This window comes from Streptomyces sp. NPDC107562 (assembly GCF_055657325.1).
Map to the genome: position 1 here is coordinate 129,191 of NZ_JBVKBE010000012.1, position 26,366 is coordinate 155,556.

The following is a 26,366-nucleotide window of genomic DNA, read 5'->3' on the forward strand; positions in this document are numbered from 1 at the left end:
CATGGGGGGCCGGTCGGCGGTCGGTACGACCGTATCGAGGACACTGATGGCCCGCGACCGGGCACGCACAGGGACAGAAGGGGCGTAAGGGAAATGAAGGGGACTGTTGGTGAGCTCGGGGAGTTCGGGCTCATCAGGGAGCTCACCTCCCGCCTCACCACCACCCCGGCGGTGCGCGTCGGGCCGGGGGACGACGCCGCGGTGGTCGCCGCGCCCGACCGCCGGGTCGTGGCCAGCACCGACATCCTGCTGGAGGGACGGCACTTCCGCCGGGACTGGTCCACGGCGTACGACGTCGGGCGCAAGGCGGCGGCGCAGAACCTCGCCGACATCGCCGCCATGGGTGCCGTGCCGACCGCGCTGCTGCTGGGCCTCGTCGTGCCGGCCGAACTCCCGGTCACCTGGCCGACCGAGCTGATGGACGGGCTGCGCGACGAGTGCCAGGTCGCGGGCGCTTCCGTGGTCGGCGGCGACGTGGTGCGCGGGGACACCATCACGGTGTCGATCACCGCGCTCGGCGATCTGCGCAACCAGGAACCCGTGACGCGGGCCGGCGCGCAGCCCGGCGACCTGGTCGCGGTGACCGGCTGGCTGGGCTGGTCGGCGGCCGGATACGCGGTGCTCTCGCGCGGTTTCCGCTCGCCGCGTGCCTTCGTCGAGGCGCATCGGCGCCCGGAGCCGCCGTACCACGCGGGTCCGGCGGCGGCAGGGCTCGGCGCGACGGCGATGTGCGACGTCAGCGACGGGCTGATCGCCGACCTCGGGCACATCGCGGAGGCGAGCAAGGTCCGGATCGACGTGCGCTCCGGCGCGATCGACATCCCCTCGCAGATGCACGACATCGGTCAGGCGGTGGGCGTGGACCCGCTCCAGTGGGTGCTGACCGGGGGAGAGGACCACGCGATCGTGGCGACCTTCCCGCCGGACGTGAAGCTGCCCGCCCGCTGGAAGGTGATCGGCGAGGTGCTCAACCCGTCCGCGCTGCCGCAGGTGACCGTCGACGGGGCACCCTGGACCTCCAAGGGCGGTTGGGACCACTTCGGAGGGATCGAGTCATGAGCGCACCACCCAGGGTGCTGACCGTCGCCGGATCCGACTCCGGTGGCGGCGCCGGCATCCAGGCCGACCTGAAGACCATGCTCGCGCTCGGTGTGCACGGCATGAGCGTGATCACGGCGGTGACGGCGCAGAACAGCCTCGGCGTGCAGGGCGCCTGGGAACTGCCCGTGGAGGCCGTGCGGGCCCAGTACCGCAGCGTCGTCGACGACATCGGCGTCCAGGCCGTGAAGACCGGGATGCTGGCCTCGGCGGAACTCGTCGAGGCGGTGGCCGAGTTGATCACCGGTACGGACGCGCCGGCCGTCGTCGACCCGGTGGGCGTCTCCAAGCACGGCGACCCGCTGCTGGCGGCCTCCGCGCTGGACTCGGTACGGACCAAGCTGCTGCCGGCCGCGACCGTGGTCACGCCGAACCTCGACGAGGTGACGCAACTGACCGGGCTGCGGGTGGAGTCCGAGGCCGGGATGCGTGAGGCGGCGGCGGCCGTCCTCGCGTACGGACCGCGGTGGGTCGTGATCAAGGGCGGTCATCTGCGGGGAGAGGCGGTGGACCTGCTCTCCGACGGCTCCGAGGAGCTCTGGCTGCGTGCCCCCCGTCACGACAACCGGCACACCCACGGCACGGGCTGCACGCTGGCGTCGGCCATCGCGTCCGGGCTGGCGCGCGGGCTGAGCGTGCCGGAAGCGGTACGCGCGGCGAAGGAGTACGTCACCGGGGCGATCGCGGCCGGCTTCGCGCTCGGCGGCGGGATCGGGCCGGTGGATCATGGCTGGCGGTTCCGGGACTGACGGAAGCGGGCACAGCAAGAAGCCGGTCCACCTGAGGTGGACCGGCTTGATGCAGCGAACCAGCAGTGGCCGCGCGCGTCAGGGGTCCCCCCTGCTCGAGCGAAGCCCAGAGCTCGGGGGAGGTGCGTCAGCGCGAGACCTTGCCGGCCTTGATGCACGAGGTGCAAGCGTTCACGCGCTTCGGCGTCCCACCCACCACGGTACGCACACGCTGGATGTTCGGGTTCCAGCGACGGGGCGTACGGCGGTGCGAGTGCGAGATGTTGTTGCCGAAGCCCGGCCCCTTGCCGCAGACGTCGCAGTTGGCAGCCACGGGTCACTCCAAAGACTTCAGATGCACTTACGGTTGATCCCGGCATGCCGGGACCGAAATCGTAGGCTCTTGCGAGCCGTCTGAGATCTGAGTGGCGCTGCCAGGGGAATGGCCCGATCAGGATCGGGCAACCGGAGCAGCATACAACGGCTGCGTCCGTACAACGAAATTACCATGGCTGCTCAGGGGCCCGCCCCGCCCTCTTCCGGCGGTCACGGGCCCCAGGGCTACGCTGCGTCCCACGTCCAGCAGTCAGACTCCGCGTCTGCGACATGATCGGCCGGGCAGGTCCAAGGAGGCGCAGGTGCCGCAGACGTTCCTCGATGCCCTCGCGGTGCGCACCTGGTGCGGACTCGCGCTGGAGGCGCTCGGACGCGCGCGGGAGGAGATCGACGCGATCAACGTGTACCCGGTCGCGGACGGGGACACCGGCACCAATCTGTACCTGACCGTCGAGTCCGCGGTGGCCGCCGTCGAGGCGGTGTTCGCCGCCCACGAGGTCGACGCGGCCGGCCCCGACCGGCCCTCGCTGGCGGAGGCCGCCCAGGCCATGGCCCACGGTGCGCTGATCGGCGCCCGGGGCAACTCCGGGACCATCGTCGCCCAACTGCTGCGCGGCATGGCGCAGGTGCTCGCCGCCGGCAGTGACGACGCCCACACCGACGGGGAGGGCCTGCGGCTCGCGCTGCGCCACGCGGCCGACGCTGCCCGCCAGGCCGTGGCCCACCCCGTGGAGGGCACGGTCCTGTCGGTCGCCTCCGCCGCCGCCGACGCGGCCGGGGGAGTGCAGGGCGACTGCGGTGCGGTCGCGCGGGCCGCCTACGAAGGGGCCAGGACGGCCCTGGCGGCCACCCCGGGGCAGCTGGCCGTGCTGGAGCGCGCCGGGGTGGTGGACGCCGGCGGGCGGGGGCTCGTCGCGATGCTGGCGGCGCTGGTGGAGACGCTCACCGGGGAGGTGCAGGGGGCGGTCGCGGTGGCGGCCGGGGCGTGGCGCACGCGCGTGCGCACGCCCGACGACGAGAGCACGGGCGCCGGGACGGAGTGCGCGGACGCCGCCGAGGAGGACGGCCCGGCGTACGAGGTGATCTATCTCCTGGAGGCCGGCGATCTCGCCGTGGCGCGTCTGAAGGAGCGGCTCGACGCCCTCGGCGACTCGCTCGTGGTGGTCGGCGGCGACGGGCTGTGGAACGTCCATGTGCATGTGGACGACGCCGGCGCGGCGGTGGAGGCGGGCGTCGAGGCGGGGCGGCCGTACCGGATCAGGATCACGCACTTCGGCGCGGACGACGTGCACACCGTACGAGGCGAGGGGCGCCCCAGGGAGCGCGTCCAGCGGGCCGTGGTGGCCGTCGTGCCGGGGGAGGGGCTGGCCGGGCTGTACGCCGAGGCCGGCGCCACGACCGTGCTGGCGCGCCCCGGAGAGCCCCCCGTGAGCGGCGAACTGGTCGAGGCCCTGCGGCGGGCCCACGCGCGCGAGGTCGTGCTGCTGCCCAACGATCCTGAGCTCCGCCACACCGCCGCGGCGGCGGCCGAGCAGGTCCGCGCCGAGGGCATCCGCGTCTCCATGATCCCCACCCGGTCCGCGGTCCAGGGCATCGCGGCGCTCGCGGTGCACGAACCGGAGCGCCGCTTCGACGAGGACGTGGTGTCCATGACCTCCGCGGCCGGCGCCACCCGGTACGGCGAGGTCGCCGTCGCGGAACGCCAGGCCTGGACCATGGCCGGCATCTGCCAGGCCGGTGACGTCCTCGGGCTCATCGACGGGGACGTCGCCATGATCGGGACGGACGTCACGGGCGTCGCCGCCACCGTGCTGGACCGGATGCTCGCCGCGGGCGGCGAACTGGTGACGCTGGTGCTCGGCGACGAGGCCCCGGAGTCCGTCGCCGAGCACCTGGAGGGCCGGGTGCGGGAGGCCTATCTGGCCGTCGACACGGTGGTGTACCGGGGCGGGCGGCAGGGCGCGCTGCTGCTGATCGGGGTGGAGTAGCGGGAGGGAGCAGGGGGGTGGAGCAGAGGGGCGGAGTAGAGGCGAAGTGCACGGGGGCGGCGGAGCAGAGCGGCCGACCCGGTTCCGGTCAGTCCTCCTTCAGCCCCTCCAGCCCCTCCGGTCCCTCCTGCCCCTCGCGCACGACGCGCAGCATCTGCTCCGCCTCGGCCCGCCGCTCCCGGGCGCTCTCGTCGTCCTCGTCGGCGTCGGCGTACTCCTCCAGCACCCCACGCGCGCGTGCGGCCGCCTCGGTGCCACGGCCCAGGTCGGCCGCCAGCCAGCCCGCGGCGAGTTCGGCGCCGGTGCGGGCGTGCCGGGCGTCGGCGCCGAGCGAGGCGAACACGGAGACGGCCTCCTCCACCTCCGTCAGGGCCTCCTCGAACATGGCCCGGATCGAGCCGTCCTCGGCGTCCTCGGCCGACGAGCGGGCGAGCAGGTCACCGAACTGACGGTGGGTGTGCCCGAGTTCGGCGGTGAGGCGCTGGCGGGACTCCTCGTCGGCGGCGGTGCTCAGGGCGCTGACACACTCGTGGACGCCGGCCGCCATCAACTCCCGCGCGGTCTCCGTGCCGTCGTCCGTGCGCAGCGCGAGCCACGCGCGGGCGCGCAGGGCGCGGACGAGGCCGTGGACGTTGCCCAGGGAGCGCCACAGCTCACCCGCGCGCGCGTAGGCCTGGTCCGCCTCGGCCGGCATCCCGGCGTGCCCCAGGGACTCTGCGGCGAGGTGCGCCAGGGTGGCGTGGTCGTGCTGCTCGGGCCAGTGCCGGGCGATCTCGGCGGCCTGCAGACGCCGCTCGGCCGCCGCCCGGTGCTCGCCGAGCTCGCTCAGACAGTCGCCGAGCCACCACTGCGTCTGCACGATCGCGCCGTCACCGTGCGTCTCGGCGCTCAGGTCGGGCAGCGCCGACTCCAGCACCTCCGCGGCCTCCGCCCACCGGCCCTGGCGCAGCAGGAAACCGCCGAGCAGGTGCCGGGCCCAGACGCCGAAGGTCGGGCCCTCGCCCGCCTCGTCGGCCCAGTGCGCCGCGTCCAGGGCGTGCTCCGCCGCCTCCTCCGACTCCCCACGGCCGCCGAGGACCTCGGCCAGCTGAAGGTGCAGCTGGGCCCGTCCGGTGGCCTCCAGATGCGGCCCGCCGTGCTCCAGGGCCGCCCGCAGCGCCCGCTCGGCCTCCGTGGTGTCCCCGAGGTGCTGGGCGAGACCGGCCAGCCGCGCCTCGTACTCCACCGCGAACCACGGCAGCCCCGCCTCCACGTACGCCGTCGCGGCCCGCCCGAACAGCACGGCGGCCTTCTCGACCTCCCCGTGGTGGACGGCCAGCTCGGCGAGCATCGCCCGCGCCTCGGCCGCCCGCGAGGCCAGCCTCACGTCGTCCCCGCTGTGGCCCTCGACGAGCGCGAGCACCTCCCGGACGGCCGCCTCGGCCTCCGCCAGGACGGTGTCCTGGGAGGTGCCGCCACCGGCCGCGTCGTCGCCCTCGTGCACCCGCCGCATCAGGATCCGCGCCCGGCCCATCAGGACGGACGCGGTCTGCCGTACGCCGGTGCCGTCCTCGGCGTACAGCGCGAGGACCTCGTCGTAGGGCTCGGCGACCGCCTCGACGGCCTCGTCGACGCGACCGGCGAGCGCGCGGACGTACGCCGCACGCGCGCGTGCGGCCAGGGCCTCGCCCGGATCGCCGGCCGCCGCGTACAGCTCGGCCGCCTGCTCGAAGAGCTCGGCCCCCGCCGGACCCAGGTCCATCGCCTCGTGGTCGGCGATCTCCGCCCGGTCTCGGGCGTCCAGTTCGGCGCCCTCGGCGGCCCGCGCGACGGCCGCCCAGGCCTCGACGGCGTTCGGCCGCAAGGTGTCCGACAGACGTCGCGCCTCGGCCAGCAGCGCGGCCAGATCGGGCTCCGGTCCGCTCGCGGCGGACGGGGACTGGGCGGGCGCCGTGGTGACCGGACGCGAGGTGTACCCGAGCCGGTCCGAGCGCACTCCCAGAGCGAGCCGCTCGACGATCGGACGCTGCTCCATGCGCTCGCGAACCCGCTCGCTCACGTGGGCCGTGCCGTTGCGGGCGTCGAAGCGCGCCGCCAGCGCGAGGGCCTCCCCGCGCGCGTGGACGGCCAGTTCCCGCGCGGTCCACGACCGGTCCGCGGGGCCCGGCACACCCTGGTCGCCGAGGCCCAGCGCGGTCAGCCGGTCCATGATCAGGGCGACCACGCTCATGAAGTCCATCCGGCTGCGCGGCTGCCCGGTGTCCGTGAAGTACGCCGGCCGCTCCGCCAGCAGCTCCAGGCCGCGCGCCTCGTTGCCGGTGAGCGCGCAGAACTCGACGTGGTCCGCGTACGCGCCGCGCATGCTCTCCATGGCCCGCACGAGCCGGAAGCCCCGCAGATGGTTCGCGCGCGCCTCGTCGAGGCGGCCCAGCCGCAGCAGCGGACCCAGGGATGACGCCAGGACGGTGTGCGGCTCGTGGGCGCACGCGAACTCGCCGTCCAGGACCGGCGCCCACAGCCGAAGGGCCTCGGCGTCCCGGCCGCGTTCCACCTGCCACCAGCCCTGCCCGTGCAGCTCGCACGCGTGGCAGTCGGCCATGCCGTCCCGGTCCGCCGCCAGCCACGCCGCGTACGCCCGCTCCGCGCGCTCCACGTCACCGACGTGCGCGGCCACGCTGAACTCGGCGCTGCGCACCGCCCGTTCGGAGTGCCCCGCGAGGCGGTAGCGGTGCTCCATCTCGCCGAGCCACTTCTCGACGGACGCCAGCGGCACGTGCGGCTGGTCGAGCATCCCGGCCGACATCCACTTGAAGACCCAGTGCAGCGAGAGGGTCTCGTACTCGTCGAAGTCCTCGGGGTGTTCGTCCCACATGCGCAGCAGGCGCGCGAAGGGGACGAACATCTTGTCCTTCTCGGAGCTGTAGTTGTAGACCTTCAGCTGATGTCCGAGCGCCTCGATCACGGCGAGCGGCACGTTCAGCCGCTCGGCCTGGGCGAGCAGCTGCTCGGCGCGCGCGTTGCGCGCGGGTCCCTCGGGCTGCTCGGAGTTCTCCGCCATCGCCCGGCGCAGCGCGTCGAAGTCCGTGATCTCACTCATCGGTGACCGTCCCCCGGGGAGTCGGAGTCGCTGTGGGTGGCCCATTCCAGCAGGCCGATGAACGCCCGGTTGAGCAGGGCGGAGTCGGCGGGCCGCAGCGGACGCTGCGCCATCAGCAGGGCCTGGCCGTACAGCGACTCCGTGGCGGTGCCGACGAGTTCCGGATCGTTCACCGAACTGATCCTGCGGATCAGCGGGTTGAGGTGGTTCAGCACCAGCCGCGCGCGGGGGGCGCTGCCGCGCAGCGAGCCCAGGATGCCGGCCCACAGGTCGTCGGCCTCCTCCTCGGCCGCCGCCCGGGCCTGCTCGTGCCGGGCCGCCCGGTCGTCCAGGTGCAGCGCGGGCACGGACAGCGGGTGGAAGGCGCGCAGGACGACATCGCAGCCCAGCGGGTCCAGCTTGGCCCGCGCGGCCGCCAGGAAGCCCGACAGGGCCAGCTCCTCGGTGGGGTCGACGGCGTCCAGGTGGGCGGTCACGGTGTCCGCGTCCAGCTCGGCGACGACCGTCCCGGGCCGCACCGACGGCAGCGCCTGGACCAGGTCGCTGTCGTAGGTGTAGCCGCCGTTGACGACCCCGACGCCCTGCGCGGAGGCGATCGGGGCGACCTGCCGGTACTCCTCGACCGTGCGCGTGAAGTGCACCACGGGGTGGCGCAGCGCGAACTCCTCCAGCGACAACTGCCCGTCGGTCGTCTCGAACGGCAGCCACGGCAGCATCGTGCGCAGCATCTCGGTGTCGTGCCGCGCCAGGGACTTCACGCCCAGGTGGTGCACCGACAGGAACGCCGCCAGCCGCTCCGGGTCACCGGCGGCGAGGCCGGTCAGCCAGGACCGAATCCTGTCGCCCAGGGCGTCCCGCACGGCGGCCAGCGTCTCGTCCTCGTACAGCGACTCACGCGAGGCGGTGGGCCGCAGGCTGTCGGTGTCGAGCACACAGCGCACGAAAAACGCCCAGTCGGGCAGCAGCTGCTCGGCCCGCTCGGTGAGCAGCATGCCCTTGAGGTGGACGCGGTGCCGCGCGCGCTGCGCCGGACTGACCGCGGAGGGCAGCACGTAGGCCACCCCGCGGATCCCCGCGAGCGGCACGTTCAGCTCGATCGCGTCCAGCGGCGTGAACCCGAACAGGTCGTGACAGTGCCGGGCCAGGGCCACCCGCCGGGTGGCGGGGGAGGGGTAGGGGCGGTCCCAGGGCGCGGGCAGGTCGGTGACCTCCTCGTCGCCCACCCGGACGTCGTACGGCAGCAGCGAGCCGAAGTCCCGCGCCAGCGCGAGCACCCGCTCCTCGGTGAGCCACTCGCCGGCTCCGGCCCGCGCCTCCAGGTGCACGGTCGTGCCCGGCTCGGGCCGGGCCGCGTCCGGCAGCGTCCGGACGGTGTACGAGCCGTCGTCCGTCGCCGTCCACTCCACGGGCCGGGCGTCCGGCGTACGGGCGCTGCGGCTGACGACCCGGATCCGCTCGGCCACCACGAAACAGGCCAGGAGCCCGATGCCGAACTGCCCGAGGAACTCGCCGCGCACCTCCTGGATGCCGTCGGCCCGCTTGGAACTGCGCCCGATGGTCGCCAGCAGGTGGTGCACGTCGGCCTCGGTGAGCCCGACGCCGGAGTCCTCCACCCGCAGGGCGCCCGCCTCTGCGTACAGCCGCACCCGCGCCGGGGCCTCGGGCTGCTCGGCCCGGCGGGCGGTGATCGCGTCGACCGCGTTCTGCAGCAGTTCGCGCAGGTAGACCTTGGGGCTGGAGTAGAGGTGATGGGAGAGCAGGTCCACCAAGCCGCGCAGGTCGACCTGGAAGGTATGGGGTGAGGGAGAGGCCTGTGAGGCCTGTGAGGTCTGGGAGTCCATCGTCACAGCGCCGGTGGGGGGAGCGCGTCGGCGCGGGGTCGGGCGGTCCCGGTGAGGCGGTGACCGCGAAGGGATGGCCGGAGCGCGTCATCCTAGAGCCGGAGCGAGCCGTCTGACCAGGGGTTTCCCAAGACGTATACGGATCCGACGCCGGGGCGTGAGCGCCGTTGTCGGTGCCGTGGTGTGCAATGGATCTCGTGCCCGCACTGGACGAACCACTGAAGAAGGTGCTCGGCCCCGCCACCGCGAAGGTGATGGCCGAGCATCTCGGCCTGCACACCGTCGGTGACCTCCTGCACCACTACCCGCGCAGATACGAGGAGCGGGGCCAGCTCACCCACCTCGCCGACCTCCCCATGGACGAGCACGTCACGGTGGTGGCCCAGGTCGCCGACGCCCGCCTGCACAGCTTCGCCTCCGCCAAGGCGCCGCGCGGCAAGGGCCAGCGCCTGGAGGTGACGATCACCGACGGCAGTGGCCGGCTCCAACTGGTCTTCTTCGGCGCCGGAGTGCACAAACCCCACAAGGAACTGCTGCCGGGCACCCGCGCGATGTTCGCGGGCAAGGTCTCCGTCTTCAACCGCCGACTGCAACTGGCGCATCCGGCGTACGAGTTGCTGAAGGGGGACGCCGAGGAGGCGGTCGACACCTGGGCGGGCGCCCTGATCCCGATGTACCCGGCGACCGCCAAGCTGGAGTCGTGGAAGATCGGCAAGGCCGTCCAGACCGTGCTGCCCAGCGCCCAGGAGGCCCTCGACCCGCTCCCGGACTCCCTGCGCGAGGGCCGCGGCCTCGTCTCCCTGCCCGAGGCCCTGCTGAGGATCCACCGCCCGCACACCAAGGCGGACATCGCCGCCGCCCGCGATCGCCTGAAGTGGGACGAGGCCTTCGTCCTCCAGGTCGCCCTGGCCCGCCGCCGCCACGCGGACGCCCAGCTCCCGGCGGTGCCCCGCAGCGCCGCCCCGGACGGCCTCCTCTCGGCCTTCGACGACCGCCTGCCCTTCACCCTCACCGAGGGCCAGCAGAAGGTCTCCCGGGAGATCTTCGACGACCTGGCCACCGACCACCCGATGCACCGACTGCTCCAGGGCGAGGTCGGCTCGGGCAAGACGCTGGTCGCCCTGCGCGCGATGCTCGCCGTCGTCGACGCGGGCGGGCAGGCCGCCCTGCTCGCGCCCACCGAGGTCCTCGCCCAGCAGCATCACCGGTCGGTCACCGAGATGATGGGGGACCTGGCGGAGGGCGGCATGCTCGGCGGCACCGAGCACGCCACCAAGGTCGTGCTGCTGACCGGCTCGATGGGGGCGGCCGCCCGGCGCCAGGCCCTGCTCGACCTGGTCACCGGGGAAGCGGGGATCGTGATCGGCACGCACGCCCTGATCGAGGACAAGGTGCAGTTCCACGACCTCGGCCTGGTCGTCGTGGACGAACAGCACCGCTTCGGTGTCGAACAGCGCGACGCCCTGCGCGGCAAGGGCAAGCAGCCCCCGCACCTGCTGGTCATGACCGCCACCCCGATCCCGCGCACGGTCGCCATGACGGTCTTCGGCGACCTGGACACCTCGGTCCTCGACCAGCTCCCGGCCGGCCGCTCCCCGATCGCCAGCCATGTCGTCCCGGCCGCCGACAAGCCGCACTTCCTCGCCCGGACCTGGGAGCGGGTGCGCGAGGAGGTCTCCCAGGGCCACCAGGCGTACGTGGTCTGCCCGCGCATTGGCGACGAGGAGGACGACCCCCGGGCCGCGAAGAAGAAGTCGGCCGAGGACGAGGCCGAGAAGCGCCCGCCGCTCGCCGTCCTGGACATGGCCGCCCAGCTCTCGGGCGGTCCGCTCCAGGGGCTCAAGGTCGAGGTCCTGCACGGCCGGATGCAGCCCGACGACAAGGACGCCGTCATGCGCCGGTTCGCCGCCGGTGAGACGGACGTGCTGGTGGCCACCACGGTCATCGAGGTCGGTGTGAACGTGCCCAACGCCACTGTGATGGTGATCATGGACGCCGACCGCTTCGGCGTCTCCCAGCTCCACCAGCTGCGCGGGCGCGTCGGCCGTGGCGCGGCCCCGGGGCTCTGCCTGCTGGTCAGCGAGATGCCCGAGGCGAGCGCGGCCCGGCAGCGGCTGAACGCGGTGGCGGCCACTCTCGACGGCTTCGAGCTCTCCCGGATCGACCTCGAACAGCGGCGCGAGGGAGACGTCCTCGGCCAGGCCCAGTCCGGCGCCCGCACCAGTCTTCGGGTGCTCGCCGTCATCGAGGACGAGGAGATCATCGCCGAGGCCCGCGAGGAGGCCGCCGCCCTGGTCGCCGCCGACCCCGACCTCACCGGCCTGCCGGGCCTGCGCACGGCACTGGACGCCCTGCTGGACGAGGAGAGGGAGCAGTACCTGGAGAAGGGGTGAGGCCGGCCCGCCGGCGGCGCGGGGACCGTGCGAGCGTCCGCGCCGGCCCATCGGCGGCGCGGGGACCGTGCGACCGTCCGCGCCGACCCGCCAGTGGTGCGGGGACCGTGCGACCGTTCGCGCCGACCTGCCGGCCCGCCAGTGGTGCGGGGACGGTGCGACCGTCCGCGCCGGCCCGCCAGTGGTGCGGGGACCGTGCGACCGGCCGCGCCGGCCCGCTGGCCACCCGTGGCGCGGGACCGTGCGATCGGCCGCGGCGGGGCCCCGGACGCCCGCGGGAGCACGCACCCCCTTCCGCCGCCTGCCAGACTGAACGCGTACAGGACCCCACCCCGAGGACCCAAGATGACCCGCGTGATCGCCGGCGCAGCCGGTGGACGCCGCCTGGCCGTCCCGCCAGGGACCGGCACGCGCCCCACCTCCGACCGTGCCCGCGAGGGACTCTTCTCCACCTGGCAGTCCCTGCTCGGCGGCCCCCTGGACGGCGAGCGCGTGCTCGATCTGTACGCCGGTTCCGGCGCCGTCGGCCTGGAGGCGCTCTCACGCGGCGCCGGCCACACCCTGCTGGTCGAGGCGGACGCCCGGGCCGCGCGCGTGATCCGGGAGAACGTCCGGAACCTCGGTCTGCCCGGCGCCGAGGTCAGGTCGGGCAAAGCGGAACAGATCATCCGTACCACCCCGCCGGAGGAGCCGTACGACCTCGTGTTCCTCGACCCGCCGTACGCGGTCACGGACCACGATCTTCGCGAGATCCTGCTCACACTCCGCACGGAGGGCTGGCTCGCCGGGGAAGCCCTCGTCACCGTGGAGCGCAGCACCAGGGGTGGCGAATTCGGGTGGCCGGGGGGCTTCGAAGCCCTGCGTACCCGCCGGTACGGTGAGGGAACGTTTTGGTACGGTCGCGCCGCCTCCACGTGCGAAGACGCACCATGACCGGACCTGAGAGCGAGGGATCTCACGTGCGCCGAGCCGTCTGTCCCGGGTCGTTCGACCCGATCACCAACGGTCACCTGGACATCATCGCCCGCGCCTCGCGTCTCTACGACGAGGTCTACGTCGCGGTGATGATCAACCAGTCGAAGAAGGGCCTCTTCGAGGTCGAGGAGCGGATCGAGCTGATCCGCGAGGTCACCGCCGACTACGGGAACGTGCGGGTCGAGGCCTTCCACGGCCTCCTCGTCGACTTCTGCAAGCAGCGCGACATCCCCGCCATCGTCAAGGGGCTGCGCGCGGTCAGCGACTTCGACTACGAGCTGCAGATGGCCCAGATGAACAACGGCCTCTCGGGCGTGGAGACCCTCTTCGTGCCCACCAACCCCACCTACAGCTTCCTGTCGTCCTCCCTGGTCAAGGAGGTCGCGGCCTGGGGCGGCGACGTGTCCCACCTGGTGCCGCCGCGGATCCTGGCCGCCCTCACCGAGCGCCTCGCCAAGGGCTGACCCCGCGGGCCCCGGCTGACACCCCGTCATCCGGTGTCCCGCGGGCATCCCATGGCCGTACAGTCGTCACGTCCGTCTCCAACACAGCTGTAGAGAGTGGCGAGCAACCGGTGGACGTACAGAAGAAGCTCGACGAGATCGTCGCGGCGGTCTCCACCGCCCGCGGCATGCCCATGTCGGCCTCGTGTGTGGTCAACCGCGCCGACCTGCTCGCCCTGCTGGAGGAGGTGCGCGCGGCGCTGCCCGGCTCCCTGGCCGAGGCCCAGGAGCTGATCGGCGGCCGCGAGCAGATGGTCGAGCAGGCCCGCCAGGAGGCGGACCGGATCATCCAGGGCGCGCACGCCGAGCGCGGCTCGCTGATCTCCGACACCGAGGTCGCCCGCCGCTCCCAGGCCGAGGCGGACCGCATCCTCACCGAGGCCCGCAAAGAGGCCGAGGAGATCCGCGCCGAGGCGGACAACTACGTCGACTCCAAGCTCGCCAACTTCGAGGTCGTCCTCACCAAGACCCTCGGCTCCGTCGGTCGCGGCCGCGAGAAGCTGCTCGGCACCGGCCCCGGCCTCGACGAGCAGGGTTACGAGGACGAGGACGCCCCCGAGCGCAGTCACGACCCGGAGACGCTGCGCCGCACCGCCGACGAGTACGTCGACGTCAAGCTCGGCGCCTTCGAGGCGGTCCTCGCCAAGACCCTGGAGGCGGTGGGCCGCGGCCGGCAGACCCTGCACGGCCGGATCGCCAGCGACGACCTGGGCTCCCTGGACACCGCCACCGTCCAGCACAGCAGCGACGCCGACTACCTCGCCGACCTCGCCGCCATGGCCGAGGCCCCGGCCGAGCCGGCCCAGCCCCCGGCGATGCCCGCCCAGCAGCCCTACGCGCCGCAGGACGCCTACGCCTACCAGCAGCCGCAGCAGCAGGATCCGTACGGCTACCAGCAGCAGTACGCCCAGCAGGACCCGTACGGCTACCAGCAGGCCGATCCGTACGCGGCGTACCCGCAGCAGCCCGCCTACGATCCGCACCAGGACCAGGGCCACCACGGCTACCAGCAGCAGCCGCAGGCGCTCGACGAGACCAGCCTCTTCGACACCAGCATGATCAGCGCGGAGCAGCTGCGGGCCTACGAGCAGGGTCGCGGCAACGGCTGAGACCTCCGATTGGGCCCTCAGCGAAAGGTCCAGTATCCTGACTGTTCGGTCGCGCATACGTCCGCGATCAGCGCTGCCCCGGGACACCGCAGGGCGGCGTCCCCAGCGAGTTCACAAGATCGAAAGCAGGAATGGCTCTGAACGCCCGCCTCGACCACCGCAACCCTCTCGTGTTCGACACGCACGAGCTGGGTCGGCGTCCTGGTGCGCTCCAGCGCCTGAACCGCACGGTCGACGCCCCGAAGGACCTCGGTCTGAAGGACGTCATCGGGGTGCCGCAAGGCGCGCCGGTGGAGCTCGACCTCCGTCTGGAGTCCGTCATGGAGGGTGTGCTCGTCACAGGCACCGCCCGTGCACGGGCCGAGGGGGAGTGCGTAAGGTGTCTGGAGCCGGTCGAGCAGCAGCTCGAAGCGGAATTCCAGGAGATGTTCTCGTACCCTGACGCCGACGACCGGGGCCGTGTGAGCGCGGAACCCGGCGACGACGCCGAGGACGACGAGGACAGGCTCTTCCTCGAGGACGGCATGTTCGACCTCGAGCCCGTGCTGCGCGACGCGGTGGTGCTCGCACTGCCGATGCAGCCGGTGTGCCGGGAGGACTGCCCGGGTCTGTGCTCCGTATGCGGAGCGCGGCTCGCGGACGACCCGGACCACCACCATGACGCCGTCGACATCCGTTGGGCGGCTTTGCAGGGACTCGCCGGTTCACTCGAAGACGGCGAGAAGGACGAGATGAGCGGCGGCGCGCTTCCTTCAGCGCACGCCGACGAGAAGCAGGAGAAGTAGCCGTGGCTGTTCCGAAGCGGAAGATGTCGCGCAGCAACACGCGCCACCGCCGGTCGCAGTGGAAGGCTGCGGTCCCCACCCTGGTTGCGTGCGAGCGCTGCCACGAGCCCAAGCAGCAGCACATCGCGTGCCCGTCTTGTGGCACCTACAACAAGCGCCAGGTCCTCGAGGTCTGAGCGGCTGGTGAGAGGCACTGTGTCCACACCGAAGAAGCAGTCTTCCCGCGCGAGCGGGGGTGGACCGGACAACCAGGCCTCGTCCCACACGCTTCTGGAAGGGCGGCTCGGCTACAAGCTCGAGTCCGCCCTTCTGGTGCGAGCGCTGACCCACCGTTCCTACGCGTACGAGAACGGCGGTCTGCCGACGAACGAGCGGCTGGAGTTCCTCGGGGACTCCGTGCTCGGCCTCGTCGTCACGGACACGCTGTACCGCACCCACCCCGACCTGCCCGAGGGCCAGCTGGCCAAGCTGCGGGCCGCGGTGGTGAACTCGCGTGCGCTGGCGGACGTGGGGCGGACGCTGGATCTCGGCGCCTTCATCCGGCTCGGCCGCGGTGAAGAGGGCACGGGCGGCCGGGACAAGGCTTCCATCCTCGCCGACACCCTCGAAGCGGTGATCGGCGCGGTCTATCTCGACCAGGGCCTGGACTCGGCGGCGGAGCTGGTGCACCGCCTGTTCGACCCGCTGATCGAGAAGTCCTCCAACCTCGGAGCCGGCCTGGACTGGAAGACGTCTCTCCAGGAGCTCACCGCGACCGAGGGACTCGGCGTGCCCGAGTACCTGGTCACGGAGACCGGCCCCGATCACGAGAAGACCTTCACTGCTGCCGCCCGCGTCGGAGGCGTCTCGTACGGCACCGGCACCGGCCGCAGCAAGAAGGAGGCCGAGCAGCAGGCCGCCGAGTCCGCCTGGCGGTCCATCCGCGCGGCCGCCGACGAGCGGGCCAAGGCCGCAGCAGCGGCGGGCGCCGGGCCGGCCGTCGACGCGGTCCCGGTCGACGGCGTGCCGTCCGGCGAGGCCACCGCGGTGGAGGCCAACGGCGCGGCTTCGGCCGGCCGGGTCCTCGACGCCCCGGCCTCCAGATCCGTCGACGGCGACAGCACGGACGCCTCCTCGACGTCGGGCTGAGCCGCCCGGCGGTACGACACTCGCGGCGACGCGGGAGACGAGCAGACCCGAGCGCCCGCCCCAGCCCCGGGGCGGGCGCTCGGTTCGTACGACGGAGTGGACGGGGGAGGCGCGATGCCCGAGTTGCCCGAGGTCGAGGTCGTCCGGCGCGGACTGGAACAGTGGGTCGCCCACCGGACCGTCGCCGACGTCGAGGTGCTGCACCCGCGTGCCGTGCGCCGTCACCTCGCCGGCCCCGACGACTTCGCGCACCGTCTGAAGGGCCACGGCGTCGGTGTCCCGAGCCGCCGCGGCAAGTACCTGTGGCTGCCGCTGGAGGACTCCGGCCAGGCGATCCTGGCCCACCTCGGCATGAGCGGTCAGCTCCTGGTCCAGCCGCACGCGGCACCCGAGGAGAAGCATCTGCGCATCCGCGTCCGGTTCGTCGACGCCCTCGGCACCGAGCTGCGCTTCGTCGACCAACGCACCTTCGGCGGACTGTCGTTGCACGACACCACCCCCGACGGCCTGCCCGACGTCATCGCGCACATCGCCCGCGACCCGCTGGACGAGCGGTTCGACGACGAGGCGTTCCACCAGGCGCTGCGCCGTAAGCGCAGCACCGTCAAACGCGCCCTGCTGGACCAGTCGTTGATCAGCGGCGTCGGCAACATCTACGCGGACGAGGCCCTTTGGCGCTCCCGCCTCCACTACGACCGTCCGACGTCCACCTTCACCCGCCCCCGCACGCTCGAACTCCTCGGCCACATCAGGGACGTGCTGAACGCGGCCCTGGCGGTGGGCGGCACGAGCTTCGACAGCCTCTACGTGAACGTCAACGGCGAGTCCGGCTACTTCGACCGCTCGCTGGACGCGTACGGACGCGAGGGGCTGCCGTGCCGCAGGTGCGGCACGGCGATGCGTCGGCGCCCGTGGATGAACCGGTCGAGCTACTACTGCCCGAAGTGTCAGCGCCCGCCGCGCATCGCGTCGTAACGCTCCCGGGCCGTCAGTACGTCGCCCATGCGCCCCTCCAGATGACGGATGAGCGCCAGCAGGCGCTCGGTGACCTCCCGCCCCAGGGGCGTCAGCTCGTAGTCGACGCGGGGCGGGTTGGTCGGCTGCGCCTCCCGGTGCACCAGGCCGTCGCGCTCCAGCGCGTGCAGCGTCTGCGAGAGCATCTTCTCGCTCACCCCGTCGACCCGGCGCCGCAGCTCGTTGAACCGCAGCGACCCGTCGTGCAGCGCACCGAGGGTGAGCGCCCCCCAGCGACCCGTCACATGCTCCAACGTCCCCCGCGAGGGACACGCCCTGGAGAACACGTCGTACGCCAGATCCCTCTCCGCTGCCGGCTCACCGCTCATACGCGCAGCGTACGCCCCCACAGCGCTCTCCAACAGACAGCGCCCACCCAAAGAAAGCGTCGCCGTGCGCCCGATCAGTGGAGGAAGAAAAGCGGGACCATGACGAAGCCAAGAAGCCCAGGAGCGGGTGGCGGCTGTGGTCGGTCGTGTCGAAGTGCCCGTGCGGGTCCGCCATCGTGTTCCGTCTATCAGCTGCCGCCGAATTCACACCTGCGGCCGGGCCCATTGGCTGTTCGTGCATGCTGTGCTGGCAACGTCGACTCACGCGCACTGTGCCATAGCGGTCCGGCATAGGCCATCGCTGTTTGCGCTTGGTGGCAGGCCCAACCCGGCGCACCACGTAGTTCTGCGAGAAGGGGACATAGTGCTGACGCCTTTGCTGGGCATGCTGCTGCTCATCAGTCTGGCCAGTGGGGCGGCGAGCATCGTGACCGTTGTTCTCATGCTGAACAACCCGCCCCTGTCCAAGCCCAGACTCTGTGCGATTCTCGCTCTGGTCTTCGGTTCTTCGGCAACGGCCGTGTACTGCTACGGCTGGTTCTCCGTCACCTTGGGAGGGCCGTTTCCCGCGTTGTGCGACGACCAGAACGCCTCCGGTGCACAGTTGGCGAGCACGGTGCAGGAGCACTGGCCCCTTCGCACTGCCTGCGTCTACTCCGACGGTGAAATGGTGGAGCACGTCTCCCTGTCGATCAACGTGCTCGTCTCCCTGCTGGCAGGTCTTGCCGTCGTCCTGGCCTGTGCCGGCGCAGCCCTGCACCGGCGGACTCCATCAGCTTCTGAAAGATCGCTCGGAAACCTTTGACCGCGCTCGTCCCCGACCAACCCTGCCGTGGAAGACCCACGGCGGTCCGCCGGTCACGGCCTCGCGTGGCGGCCGGCTCTCCGGACGGCCGGCGTCGATCCCGAGCGCAACAACGGCATGCATGCGCTGCGGCACTTCCATGCCTCAGCGCAGTACCGGGGCCACCACGACCCCGGTTACCCAGCGCTCGTACACGCACCTGATGGTTGGCTCAGTAGCCGAAGTAGTGAAGGGCCGAGTCTCTGACCTGCGGCCGTGCAATCGATCAACGCTGCGACCTGCGACTTAGCTGTCGCTGGTTGTCAGTGTTGGTCGTCGCTGAGCACCCTCCGACGGCCCCCAGACGGCCCGGGCCGTCATGAACCAAAGGCGTCCGGTGTCCAGCCCGTATGCCACTACAGACCGCGTAGTGCCTCGTACAGATCGTCGTAGGCTTCCCAACAGTCGATGCTGCCGTCGTCGTAGAGGCTGCCCATGTACCAGTCGTCGTCATCGCCAGGCTTCACGAGGCACAGGCCGTGGAAGCCGAGAATGATCTCTGGATACAGCACCTCGTGGGCTCCGGCGCCGGCCACCCACTTCACCGCCCGGTTCGGATCCAGCGCGACAGCCTCCCGGTCCCCGGATACGTCGCGGATCCGCTGGAGGGTCCAGCCTGGGGGTAGTTGCGCGTCTGCCATCCCCGGATGATCTCACCCGGCAGATGTGGACCACCGCTTTAGGAGCGAGGTTGGGCGACCGCGGCGTGACCTGCGGATTCCGTACCTCGGTCAGAGTTCGACCGAAGGCACCCTGCAAACCCTGGTTCCCCGTGAGTCCCCGCCCGTTCTGGCACGAGAGTGGCACGCCGGGACACGGCCCTTTCTGCTCGATAGCTAGGCTCCGCAACCGGGGCTTGCATCCGGAGATCGCTGCACAGGGGGACAGGACATGACTGAAGACGAGCTCATCGAGGCGGTCCGTGTAGCCGTCTCTGACCGAGACCTACCGCCACCCGCTTCACCCGCAGACGTTGCGAGGGCGGAGGCAGCTATCGGCCATACGCTCCCACACTTGTTGCGGCGCTTGTATCTTGAGGTCGCCGACGGCGGATTCGGCATTTGGCAGTGCGTGTCGCTGACTGACAACGGTGAGTGGTACAGCGATGAACAGGACATCATCGAGGTTCACCGCAGTTGGGCTTCGTCCATCGATCCTGTACTGCCATCGGGGGTTGTCCCGCTCATGAACCGTGGATGCGCCATGTGGACGTTGGTCGACTTCGGAACTCCACAGGGACACATCTGGGATTGGGATCCCAACGGCTGTTGTGTTCTGGTCCCGACCACACTGTCGCTCGCACAATGGCTTACCGGATGGCTGGAAGGCTGGATCCAGCCCGGACCCTACTCTCAGTTCCGCATACACGAGGAGAACTGCCCGAGTAGGCATGCCCGTGATGGTCATTGACTACGCTGTGCCGCTTGCCGCTGGCTTCAACCCACCACAGGCCCTAGCTTCCATCCCGTCCGCCGTCGACCCACACACCGTGGAGCGGGCGTGGTTCATGGCGTCCAGGTGGAGCGCCCCACTGTACGAACGACCTGGACGCCATGGGCCGCGTCTGCTCGGCTTTGTCTGGGTCGACGGCGGACGGGATGGAAGCCTCCCGCGCTCGCCACGATGTGCCCGCGGCCGGGAACGGCGCCCCCTCCATCCCGGTGCCGGCCGGTCCCCCGCCGGAGGCATGTCCTTGACCGTGGGCCGCCTTCGTCGGGTCTCGACTCATGACCTCCGGGCCTATCCACAGTGGGCGGGCGTCGGCGCAGCGGGGCGGAGCGGGCCGAAGGCAGGAGCGGCAGCCCCAGCGGAGCCGGGAAGCCCGCCCGGCGGAGCGGAGCGCAGCCGGGTGCTTGATGAGGTAGAGAAACCTGTAACCCGGCATGGATGGCCGCGTTGCTCCGGGCTATGGGCGGGCCTGCTCCGATTGGAGAGTCTTCAGAACCGACTCGGGATCGCCGCTATAGACGATGTGCGGTTCACCGGGCTCCGGGGCCACGAATCGAGACCGGTAGCGGATCAGATCGCTTTCGGCGAAGTAGATCGAGTTCGGGTCGTCCTCATGCCGGGCATTGCGCTTGCTTACGCGGGACCAGAGCTCTTCGTGGCTGGCCTCCAGGTAGACCACCACCGAGATTGCGCCACCTTCGGTAGCAACCGATCGCCAGTGAGCGCGGTCTTCCGGTGTCCAGAAGCCATGATCCACCACCACATCGTGCCCAGCTTGGAGCTGTTCTCGAAGCTGGGCCGAGGTCTCTTCGAGGATCGGCCGCTCAAGGGTGGGGAACGTTCCCCGTGGGAAATCGACCCCGTACACCCCGTGGCGGCGGAACATCTCCTCGTCAGGGCAGAGCCTGACGAATCCACGTGCTGTCAGAGCACGGGCCAAAGTCGTCTTCCCTGAGCCGGGAAGGCCTGCCATGAGGACGCAGAACGGTTGACGCGTGCTGTCGGTGGCTGTCACTGGGTGACTTCCGATGCGGTCTGCCACGTACGACCGGGGCCGCCAAGGTCGACGCCGAACTCCACAACGATGCCTTGGCTGTCGACGAACTTTGCGGTCATCACGACCACAGGGTCCTGCGGTGGCTTCGCGGGGTCCAGCTCCAAGAGCTTCGCATCCTCTGAGGTCAGCAGCCGCGCGGACGCGGTGTCGAACCGATGCGTGATCGGATTGCCGGTTTCCTGCGCGATGAGCTGGAGCGACGTTCCCCCGGTCAGCCGCTCACTACTCGTGAGCTGTGGGATCAGCTCTCCGTATCGCACGGGAATCCACGATGTTGAGTGCGCGACGATGCCGTGCCGGTCGCGGTAGACCCGGCTTCGACGGATCACGCTGGAGCCGGGCTTGAGGTCCAGTGCTTGGGCCACCTCCGCGGGCGCCGGCACCACCGAGGCCTGATGCGAGTCGGACCGTTCACCAGTTCCCCAACTTGAGCCGGTCCGGCGCCCGCGGTCCTGGCGCTGAGCCCCTGACGACATGGGTGCAGGCCGGTCCAGTACCTCGGTTCCGATTCCGTGAATCCCCCGAACGAGGCCCTCGGTACGCAGCTTCCGCAATGCCTTCTCGGCCGTCGCGGTGCTGACGCTCCACTCCTGGGAGAGGGCCTTGATGCTCGGCAGAAGCGAGCCCGGCTGTAGTTCGCCGGACGTGATCAGTTCCGCGTAGTGGGCGGCAATCTGCGCGTAGGGCGCTCGATTGTCGGCCTGGTCTGCCATCGCGTCTGCTCCCTCGTCTCAGTTGGCTGCATCCCTAGCGTACCCCTTGACACCCTAAGGTGCCCTAGGGAACCTTAGGGATGTACCCGCTGGGTAACTGAGCGAGGTCCGGCACCAACTACGCCTGCCCAGGGACGGCGCTCAACCGCCAAGAAGAACCGCCGCCCCTGGCTCCCTCGAAGGGAAGTCCCATCATGCCCGCAACTCTGGTTGCTGAGCACGTCACTGCGGACGCCTTATCTGTGCCGTCCGTGTCGGTCGCAGACCTGTCGAACGGTGAGCGAACCGTGGCGCTGTATGCCTCGGACCTGCCGGACGGCTACCGCTACAAGCGCGGGGACACCGCGCAGCTCGTTGCCTGGATCATTCAGGGTGCTGGTCGGGTGGGCCTGGATCGGCTCCGCCACCTTGCCGCGCTGGAGGCCGGATACCGGCGCTTCGACGCGCTGAAGCGGGTCACGGTCGAGCAGAAGCGGGCTCACGCCGAGCGGTTCCCCAACCGCAAGCGCGACCGGCGGGCTGGGGAGTTGGCGGCGCTAGTCACGCACTCCGTCTCCATGAGTGATGAAGCCCGGGAGCGGGGCTGCCGGTTCGTGTTGGACGGTCCGTGTCCTGACTGCGGCGACACCCGCCAGGTGTGGGCCTTCTGGGTCGTGGACGTGGACGCGGACTGGTACGAGGAGGGCTACGGCCCTTGCTCGCTGTGCAGGGGTGCCGCGTGACGCTCTTCCCCGTCCCTCCGGAGGCCGTGGCCGGTGCTGCGGCCTCCCTTGGCGTCGACCCCGTGACCCTGGCTGACCTGCTGCGGGTAGCGAACTCGCCGGGCTTCGACCGGTGGCAGGAACAGGTCAGCCGTACCGGCGGCTGCGCTCACCCGATCCGCCTCCAGGGCCAGACCGTCACCCGGGACGCGAAGACCGGTGACGTCCTGTACTCCTACAGCACCGAGCAGGAGCCTGGCGGCACGCTCCGCGTGGCCTGCGGCAACCGCCGGGCCTCGCGCTGCCCGGCCTGCGCCTGGACCTACGCGGGCGACACCTATCACCTGATCCGTGCCGGGATCACCGGCGACGAACGCAAGGACGTGCCCGCGACGGTGCGGGATCACCCTCGTGTGTTCGCCACCCTGACCGCACCCTCGTTCGGCCCGGTCCACAACCGCCCCGACTCCGGACGCTGCCGCTGCGGCACCCAGCACACCGACGACGACCCCGCCCTCGGCACAGCCCTTGACCCGGGCTCGTACGACTATGCCGGGTCGGTGCTGTTCAACAACTTCGCCGGGGATCTGTGGCGGCGCTTCACCATCTACCTGCGCCGGGAGATCGCCGCTCGCGCCGGCCTGACGCAGTCGGCGCTGCGGGAGGTGTGCCGGGTCTCCTTCGGCAAGGTCGCCGAATTCCAAAAGCGTGGCGCCGTGCACTTCCACGCCGTGGTGCGCCTCGACGGCCCGGCCGGTCCCGACTCGGCTCCGCCACCATGGGCCACGGCCGCTCTGCTGGACGGGGCGATCCGTGCCGCTGCCGGGCGCGTCTCGGTACCGGTGCCCGCGTCCGGCGACTTCCCCGCGCGGGTCCTGCGCTGGGGTTCCCAGGTCGACGTACAGGCCATCGGGGCACTGGGCCACGAGGAACTGACCGAGCAGGCCGTCGCTTCCTACGTCGCCAAGTACGCCACCAAGGCGGCCGAGACCACCGGCACGGTGGACCGCCGGATCGGAGAGCTCTCGGAACTCGACAAGCTGCCGTTGCCCGCGCACACCCGACGCCTCATCGAAGCGTGCTGGGTGCTTGACGACGCATACCCGGAACGGCTGTTGGCGCGGTGGGCTCACATGCTCGGCTTCCGCGGCCACTTCTCGACCAAGTCCCGCCGCTACTCCACCACCCTGGGCGCCCTGCGCCAGGTGCGCGCCGACTACCGCGCCCGCCAGGAACGCCGCGAACGCGGGCTCTCCGAGGACCTCGACGACTCGGAGGGCTCCACGCTGGTGCTCGCCCACTGGACCTACGCCGGACAAGGCCACACCCCCGGTGAGTCCTGGCTCGCCGCCTCGATCGCTCGGGACCTGCGTCTGAACCGCGAGACGGCACGTGACGCACTCGCAGATCTGCACGACAGCGACGACACGGAGGCGAGGACATGAGGCGCGCGCTGCCCGACCGCTACCTGACCCCGGTCGACCTGGCCGACCTCCTCGGCGTTCCGGTCGAGACCGTCTACCAGTGGCGCCGCAAGCAGACCGGACCGCGCGGCTTCCGCGTCGGCCGGCACCTTCGCTTCGACCCCGAAGACGTCCGCGTCTGGGTCGAGTCCCAGATGGAAAGGGCCGCCTGATGGCCGGACATGTCCAAGACCGTTGGTACAAGGTCGGGACCGACTCCGACGGCCAGACCGTCAAGGCCAAGACCGACCGCTTCGGCGTCGGCATGCGCTACCGCGCCCGGTATGTCGGCCCGGACGGTTCCGAGAAGTCGAAGAGCTTCCCGGACAAGCAGAAGCGCAAGGCGGAACAGTGGCTCGCCAACATCGAGGTGGACATGTCGCGCGGTGACTACGTGGACCCGAGCTCCGGGAAGGTCACGTTTGAGCAGTACGCCACCGGGTGGATGGCAACGCAGATCACCGACCCATTGACCCGTGAGTCTGTAGAGAGTCGGCTACGGCTCCACGCGATCCCGCACCTGGGCACCCGGCCGATGAGTTCGTTCACGCCCTCCCATCTGCGCCTCTGGCTGCGCACGCTGGAAGATCGAGGGCTCTCGGCTGGCTACCGGCGCGGCATCTTCGCCCACGTCTCGACGGTGTTCACCGCAGCCGTCGAGGACCGGATCATTCGCGTCAATCCGTGTAGCGCACGCTCGGTCAAAGCTCCTCGACTTGAGCCGCGCAAGGTCAAGCCCTGGTCAGTCGGCAGGGTCACGGCAGTTCGCGCTGCCTTGCCGGACCGCTATCAGGCCCTGGTGAACGTCGCGGCTGGCCTCGGCCTGCGCCAGGGAGAGGTCTTCGGCCTGGCGGTAGAAGACGTCGACTTCCTCGGCGGTGTCGTGCATGTCGTACGGCAGGTCAAGTTGCTGCAACGCCATCGGGCGGTCTTCGCCCCGCCGAAGAGCGGGCGAGAACGTGACGTTCCTCTGCCCCAGTCCGTCGCCTTCGCGTTGGCCGGTCACCTGAAGCGGCACCCGGCGACGACGATCACCCTGCCGTGGAAGACCCTCGACGGACCGCCGGTCACGGCCTCGCTGCTCTTCATCAGTGCCGAGGGCTTGGCCCTGAATCGCAACCGCTTCAATGACCGCGTGTGGCGGCCAGCTCTCCGAACGGCCGGCGTCGACCCTGAGCGCAGCAACGGCATGCACGCCCTGCGGCACTTCTATGCCTCGGTGCTCCTGGACGCGGGGGAGAGCATCAAGGCACTCAGTGAGTACCTGGGCCACCACGACCCCGGTTTCACCCTGCGCACGTACACGCACCTGATGCCGTCGAGTGAGACGCGGACCCGGGCCGCCGTGGATCGCGTCTTCGAGAATGAGGGGCTATCGGGGGACGGCCCGGAGGCGGCCCCAGGGGCTTCCTAGCCCCCTGACCTGCGATTATCTCAGTAGCCGAAGTTCTGGGTCCACCACGGGCCGCCCGGGCCGTGGTGGACGCCGACGCCGAGGGTCTTGAAGTCGCAGTTCAGTATGTTGGCGCGGTGGCCGGGGCTGTTCATCCAGGCCTCCATGACCGCCGCCGCGTCCGCCTGGCCGCGGGCTATGTTCTCGCCCCCGAGGTTGCCTATGCCGGCGGCCTCGGCACGGTCCCAGGGCGTCCTGCCGCTCGGGTCGGTGTGGTCGAAGAAGCCCTGCTCGGCCATGGCGTCGCTGTAGTCCCCGGCCAGATCCGCGAGCGCGCTGTTCGCGGCCAGCGGGCTGCACCCGGCCTGGGCGCGCTCGTCGTTGACGAGCCTGAGCACCTCGGTCTCGGCGGCGGTCTCCGGGGAGACCGTCACCGGCGGAGTCGCCTTCTGCGACGGCACATTCGAGGGCTTGCGCGACGGGGTGGTCCTCGGCGAGGGCTTCTTCGACGACGGCTCGGTCGACGGCTGCTTCCGGGAAGGGGCCGTGGGTGTCGGCGCCTCGGTGGTCGGCTGGGCCGACGGGGTCGAGCGGGACGGCGAGGTGCTGCGCCCGGCGTCGCGGCTGGTGGGCGTACCACCGTCGCGGTCGCCCGCCTCGGCGGTGCCGTAGCTGCCGCCCTGCAGGGACTCGGTGTTGCTCGGGGTGTCCTCGGCCTGCACCTTGTCGGCGCCGCCCCCGCCCAGCGTGTAGGTGTCGCCGCCGGGCAGGACGCCGGTGGCGACCGCGACCGTGCCGAGGGCGACCGCGGCGGAGACGCCGAGCAGTCCGTTGCGGACGGGCGCCATGTTCTTCTTCTTGCGGCGGTGCGAGCGGCCGTGCCGCGATCCGCCGTCGAAGCCGCGGTCGTCCGGGCCGTAGGAGTCCGGTCCGTACGCGTCCGTGCCGCGGGGGGCCACGTCGTAGGCGGCCAGGTCGTAGAGGTCCGGGCCGCGGTCGACGCGGCCGTAGCCGCCGTGGACGTCGGCCACCGGGAAGGCCGCCGTGTCGGCGACAGAGGCGACAGAGCCGACAGAGGCGGCGGAGCCGACCGAGTCGCCGGCGAAGAGGTAGGCCTCGCTCCGCGAGACCGTCTCGGCGTACGCCTCGGGGTTCAGGTACGGAGCGATACCCCGTGCGGGGCCGGCCTCGGTCGCGTACTGCGGGTCGAGGCCCCCCAGGGAGGAGCCGTGCGTCTCGTGGTCCCCCGTGGTGGCGCGGCCGGCGGCGGAGCGTCGGTGGCGTCCCATGTGATGGCCTTCCTCGGTCTCGCGGTCGACTCGTCCCCCCGGCCAACCAAACCCACTCGATCGAGTGAGTTTCATATGAGATTCATTGGGGCTGGACGGTACCGCATGGCGCTCGGGGAGGAAGTGTCCCCAGGGACATTGGCCGGTTAGGTTG

25 protein-coding genes are annotated in these 26,366 nt (G+C 71.3%); 17 read left to right on the forward strand and 8 right to left on the reverse strand.

The window, feature by feature from the left end; translation table 11 throughout:
* Positions 1-93: 93 nt before the first annotated feature.
* Positions 94-1,059 carry a thiamine-phosphate kinase gene (locus ACZ7LV_RS28580; RefSeq protein ID WP_471943397.1) on the forward strand — a complete coding sequence of 322 codons (966 nt, stop codon included), beginning with the start codon at positions 94-96 and terminating at the stop codon, positions 1,057-1,059.
* On the forward strand, positions 1,056-1,847 hold the full coding sequence (thiD, locus tag ACZ7LV_RS28585) for a bifunctional hydroxymethylpyrimidine kinase/phosphomethylpyrimidine kinase (RefSeq protein ID WP_401673763.1): 792 nt from the start codon (positions 1,056-1,058) through the stop codon (positions 1,845-1,847). The genes ACZ7LV_RS28580 and thiD overlap by 4 nt, the downstream gene beginning before the upstream one ends.
* A gap of 127 nt (positions 1,848-1,974) precedes the next feature.
* On the opposite strand, the gene rpmB is transcribed toward thiD, so the two are convergent.
* On the reverse strand, positions 1,975-2,160 hold the full coding sequence (gene rpmB / locus ACZ7LV_RS28590; protein WP_004924906.1) for a 50S ribosomal protein L28: 186 nt from the start codon (positions 2,158-2,160) through the stop codon (positions 1,975-1,977).
* 304 nt (positions 2,161-2,464) lie between these two features.
* On the opposite strand from rpmB, the gene ACZ7LV_RS28595 reads away from it, so the two are divergent.
* Positions 2,465-4,150 carry a DAK2 domain-containing protein gene (locus tag ACZ7LV_RS28595; RefSeq protein ID WP_471943398.1) on the forward strand — a complete coding sequence of 562 codons (1,686 nt, stop codon included), beginning with the start codon at positions 2,465-2,467 and terminating at the stop codon, positions 4,148-4,150.
* 88 nt (positions 4,151-4,238) lie between these two features.
* Here the strand turns inward: ACZ7LV_RS28595 and ACZ7LV_RS28600 are convergent, their stop codons facing one another.
* Positions 4,239-7,226 (reverse strand): tetratricopeptide repeat protein, encoded by a 2,988-nt coding sequence (locus ACZ7LV_RS28600; RefSeq protein ID WP_471943400.1) that lies wholly within the window; start codon positions 7,224-7,226, stop codon positions 4,239-4,241.
* Positions 7,223-9,067 carry an HSP90 family protein gene (locus ACZ7LV_RS28605; RefSeq protein WP_471943402.1) on the reverse strand — a complete coding sequence of 615 codons (1,845 nt, stop codon included), beginning with the start codon at positions 9,065-9,067 and terminating at the stop codon, positions 7,223-7,225. The genes ACZ7LV_RS28600 and ACZ7LV_RS28605 overlap by 4 nt, the downstream gene beginning before the upstream one ends.
* Positions 9,068-9,255: 188 nt before the next feature.
* Here ACZ7LV_RS28605 and recG point away from each other — a divergent pair, with 188 nt between their 5' ends.
* The 8 genes from recG to mutM all read left to right on the forward strand — a co-directional run bounded on the left by recG (position 9,256) and on the right by mutM (position 16,935).
* Positions 9,256-11,460, forward strand: coding sequence for an ATP-dependent DNA helicase RecG (gene recG / locus ACZ7LV_RS28610; RefSeq protein ID WP_471943403.1), 2,205 nt, complete (start codon positions 9,256-9,258; stop codon positions 11,458-11,460).
* Positions 11,461-11,805: 345 nt separating this feature from the next.
* Entirely contained in the window at positions 11,806-12,393 is a 588-nt protein-coding gene (gene rsmD / locus ACZ7LV_RS28615) for a 16S rRNA (guanine(966)-N(2))-methyltransferase RsmD (RefSeq protein WP_471943405.1), read from the forward strand.
* 26 nt (positions 12,394-12,419) lie between these two features.
* Complete coding sequence (gene coaD / locus ACZ7LV_RS28620) at positions 12,420-12,899, forward strand: pantetheine-phosphate adenylyltransferase (RefSeq protein WP_401673778.1); 480 nt, start codon at positions 12,420-12,422, stop codon at positions 12,897-12,899.
* 110 nt (positions 12,900-13,009) lie between these two features.
* Entirely contained in the window at positions 13,010-14,047 is a 1,038-nt protein-coding gene (locus ACZ7LV_RS28625; RefSeq protein WP_471943407.1) for an ATP synthase F0 subunit B, read from the forward strand.
* A 131-nt stretch (positions 14,048-14,178) separates the two neighbouring features.
* The gene (locus ACZ7LV_RS28630; protein WP_471943409.1) at positions 14,179-14,832 is read left to right on the forward strand and encodes a YceD family protein; all 654 of its coding nucleotides are present in this window, start codon (positions 14,179-14,181) and stop codon (positions 14,830-14,832) included.
* Positions 14,833-14,834: 2 nt separating this feature from the next.
* Positions 14,835-15,008, forward strand: a complete 174-nt coding sequence (rpmF, locus tag ACZ7LV_RS28635) for a 50S ribosomal protein L32 (RefSeq protein WP_003951102.1) — start codon at positions 14,835-14,837, stop codon at positions 15,006-15,008.
* Positions 15,009-15,027: 19 nt separating this feature from the next.
* Positions 15,028-15,960: a ribonuclease III gene (gene rnc, locus ACZ7LV_RS28640; RefSeq protein ID WP_471943411.1), complete on the forward strand. Its 933-nt coding sequence runs from the start codon at positions 15,028-15,030 to the stop codon at positions 15,958-15,960.
* Positions 15,961-16,074: 114 nt separating this feature from the next.
* Entirely contained in the window at positions 16,075-16,935 is an 861-nt protein-coding gene (gene mutM, locus ACZ7LV_RS28645; protein WP_471943413.1) for a bifunctional DNA-formamidopyrimidine glycosylase/DNA-(apurinic or apyrimidinic site) lyase, read from the forward strand.
* Here mutM and ACZ7LV_RS28650 read toward each other — a convergent pair.
* Positions 16,908-17,303 carry a winged helix-turn-helix transcriptional regulator gene (locus ACZ7LV_RS28650; RefSeq protein ID WP_471943415.1) on the reverse strand — a complete coding sequence of 132 codons (396 nt, stop codon included), beginning with the start codon at positions 17,301-17,303 and terminating at the stop codon, positions 16,908-16,910. The two genes, mutM and ACZ7LV_RS28650, sit on opposite strands and share 28 nt — an antisense overlap.
* Before the next feature lie 364 nt (positions 17,304-17,667).
* On the opposite strand from ACZ7LV_RS28650, the gene ACZ7LV_RS28655 reads away from it, so the two are divergent.
* On the forward strand, positions 17,668-18,108 hold the full coding sequence (locus tag ACZ7LV_RS28655; protein WP_471943416.1) for a hypothetical protein: 441 nt from the start codon (positions 17,668-17,670) through the stop codon (positions 18,106-18,108).
* 395 nt (positions 18,109-18,503) lie between these two features.
* Here the strand turns inward: ACZ7LV_RS28655 and ACZ7LV_RS28660 are convergent, their stop codons facing one another.
* Positions 18,504-18,788, reverse strand: a complete 285-nt coding sequence (locus tag ACZ7LV_RS28660) for a hypothetical protein (protein WP_471943418.1) — start codon at positions 18,786-18,788, stop codon at positions 18,504-18,506.
* Positions 18,789-19,038: 250 nt separating this feature from the next.
* On the opposite strand from ACZ7LV_RS28660, the gene ACZ7LV_RS28665 reads away from it, so the two are divergent.
* Positions 19,039-19,557, forward strand: a complete 519-nt coding sequence (locus ACZ7LV_RS28665) for an SMI1/KNR4 family protein (protein WP_471943420.1) — start codon at positions 19,039-19,041, stop codon at positions 19,555-19,557.
* A 496-nt stretch (positions 19,558-20,053) separates the two neighbouring features.
* On the opposite strand, the gene ACZ7LV_RS28670 is transcribed toward ACZ7LV_RS28665, so the two are convergent.
* A complete protein-coding gene (locus ACZ7LV_RS28670) occupies positions 20,054-20,638 on the reverse strand; it encodes a P-loop nucleotide/nucleoside kinase family protein (RefSeq protein ID WP_471943422.1) in 585 nt (194 codons plus the stop codon).
* Positions 20,608-21,366 (reverse strand): GntR family transcriptional regulator, encoded by a 759-nt coding sequence (locus tag ACZ7LV_RS28675; RefSeq protein ID WP_471943423.1) that lies wholly within the window; start codon positions 21,364-21,366, stop codon positions 20,608-20,610. Before ACZ7LV_RS28675 ends, ACZ7LV_RS28670 begins: the two co-directional genes overlap by 31 nt.
* A gap of 194 nt (positions 21,367-21,560) precedes the next feature.
* On the opposite strand from ACZ7LV_RS28675, the gene ACZ7LV_RS28680 reads away from it, so the two are divergent.
* Genes ACZ7LV_RS28680 through ACZ7LV_RS28695 form a run of 4 tightly spaced genes read left to right on the forward strand, consistent with a single transcriptional unit; the run spans position 21,561 to position 24,944 of the window.
* Positions 21,561-22,088, forward strand: coding sequence for a hypothetical protein (locus ACZ7LV_RS28680; protein ID WP_471943425.1), 528 nt, complete (start codon positions 21,561-21,563; stop codon positions 22,086-22,088).
* Positions 22,089-22,114: 26 nt separating this feature from the next.
* Positions 22,115-23,512 carry a replication initiator protein RepSA gene (repSA, locus tag ACZ7LV_RS28685; protein ID WP_471943600.1) on the forward strand — a complete coding sequence of 466 codons (1,398 nt, stop codon included), beginning with the start codon at positions 22,115-22,117 and terminating at the stop codon, positions 23,510-23,512.
* Positions 23,509-23,703 (forward strand): helix-turn-helix domain-containing protein, encoded by a 195-nt coding sequence (locus tag ACZ7LV_RS28690; protein WP_381178468.1) that lies wholly within the window; start codon positions 23,509-23,511, stop codon positions 23,701-23,703. The genes repSA and ACZ7LV_RS28690 overlap by 4 nt, the downstream gene beginning before the upstream one ends.
* Positions 23,703-24,944, forward strand: coding sequence for a tyrosine-type recombinase/integrase (locus ACZ7LV_RS28695; RefSeq protein WP_471943427.1), 1,242 nt, complete (start codon positions 23,703-23,705; stop codon positions 24,942-24,944). The genes ACZ7LV_RS28690 and ACZ7LV_RS28695 overlap by 1 nt, the downstream gene beginning before the upstream one ends.
* A gap of 20 nt (positions 24,945-24,964) precedes the next feature.
* Here the strand turns inward: ACZ7LV_RS28695 and ACZ7LV_RS28700 are convergent, their stop codons facing one another.
* Complete coding sequence (locus ACZ7LV_RS28700; protein ID WP_471943429.1) at positions 24,965-26,212, reverse strand: CAP domain-containing protein; 1,248 nt, start codon at positions 26,210-26,212, stop codon at positions 24,965-24,967.
* Between the last annotated feature and the right edge of the window lie 154 nt (positions 26,213-26,366).

Bases quoted from the DNA above. Each gene is read 5' to 3' on its own strand.
- ACZ7LV_RS28580 (WP_471943397.1), top strand. From the start codon at position 94: ATGAAGGGGACTGTTGGTGAGCTCGGGGAGTTCGGGCTCATCAGGGAG.
- thiD (WP_401673763.1), top strand. From the start codon at position 1,056: ATGAGCGCACCACCCAGGGTGCTGACCGTCGCCGGATCCGACTCCGGT.
- ACZ7LV_RS28600 (WP_471943400.1), bottom strand. From the start codon at position 7,226: ATGAGTGAGATCACGGACTTCGACGCGCTGCGCCGGGCGATGGCGGAG.
- ACZ7LV_RS28605 (WP_471943402.1), bottom strand. From the start codon at position 9,067: ATGGACTCCCAGACCTCACAGGCCTCACAGGCCTCTCCCTCACCCCAT.
- recG (WP_471943403.1), top strand. From the start codon at position 9,256: ATGGATCTCGTGCCCGCACTGGACGAACCACTGAAGAAGGTGCTCGGC.
- rsmD (WP_471943405.1), top strand. From the start codon at position 11,806: ATGACCCGCGTGATCGCCGGCGCAGCCGGTGGACGCCGCCTGGCCGTC.
- ACZ7LV_RS28630 (WP_471943409.1), top strand. From the start codon at position 14,179: ATGGCTCTGAACGCCCGCCTCGACCACCGCAACCCTCTCGTGTTCGAC.
- mutM (WP_471943413.1), top strand. From the start codon at position 16,075: ATGCCCGAGTTGCCCGAGGTCGAGGTCGTCCGGCGCGGACTGGAACAG.
- ACZ7LV_RS28650 (WP_471943415.1), bottom strand. From the start codon at position 17,303: ATGAGCGGTGAGCCGGCAGCGGAGAGGGATCTGGCGTACGACGTGTTC.
- ACZ7LV_RS28660 (WP_471943418.1), bottom strand. From the start codon at position 18,788: ATGGCAGACGCGCAACTACCCCCAGGCTGGACCCTCCAGCGGATCCGC.
- ACZ7LV_RS28665 (WP_471943420.1), top strand. From the start codon at position 19,039: ATGACTGAAGACGAGCTCATCGAGGCGGTCCGTGTAGCCGTCTCTGAC.
- ACZ7LV_RS28675 (WP_471943423.1), bottom strand. From the start codon at position 21,366: ATGGCAGACCAGGCCGACAATCGAGCGCCCTACGCGCAGATTGCCGCC.
- ACZ7LV_RS28680 (WP_471943425.1), top strand. From the start codon at position 21,561: ATGCCCGCAACTCTGGTTGCTGAGCACGTCACTGCGGACGCCTTATCT.
- ACZ7LV_RS28690 (WP_381178468.1), top strand. From the start codon at position 23,509: ATGAGGCGCGCGCTGCCCGACCGCTACCTGACCCCGGTCGACCTGGCC.
- ACZ7LV_RS28695 (WP_471943427.1), top strand. From the start codon at position 23,703: ATGGCCGGACATGTCCAAGACCGTTGGTACAAGGTCGGGACCGACTCC.
- ACZ7LV_RS28700 (WP_471943429.1), bottom strand. From the start codon at position 26,212: ATGGGACGCCACCGACGCTCCGCCGCCGGCCGCGCCACCACGGGGGAC.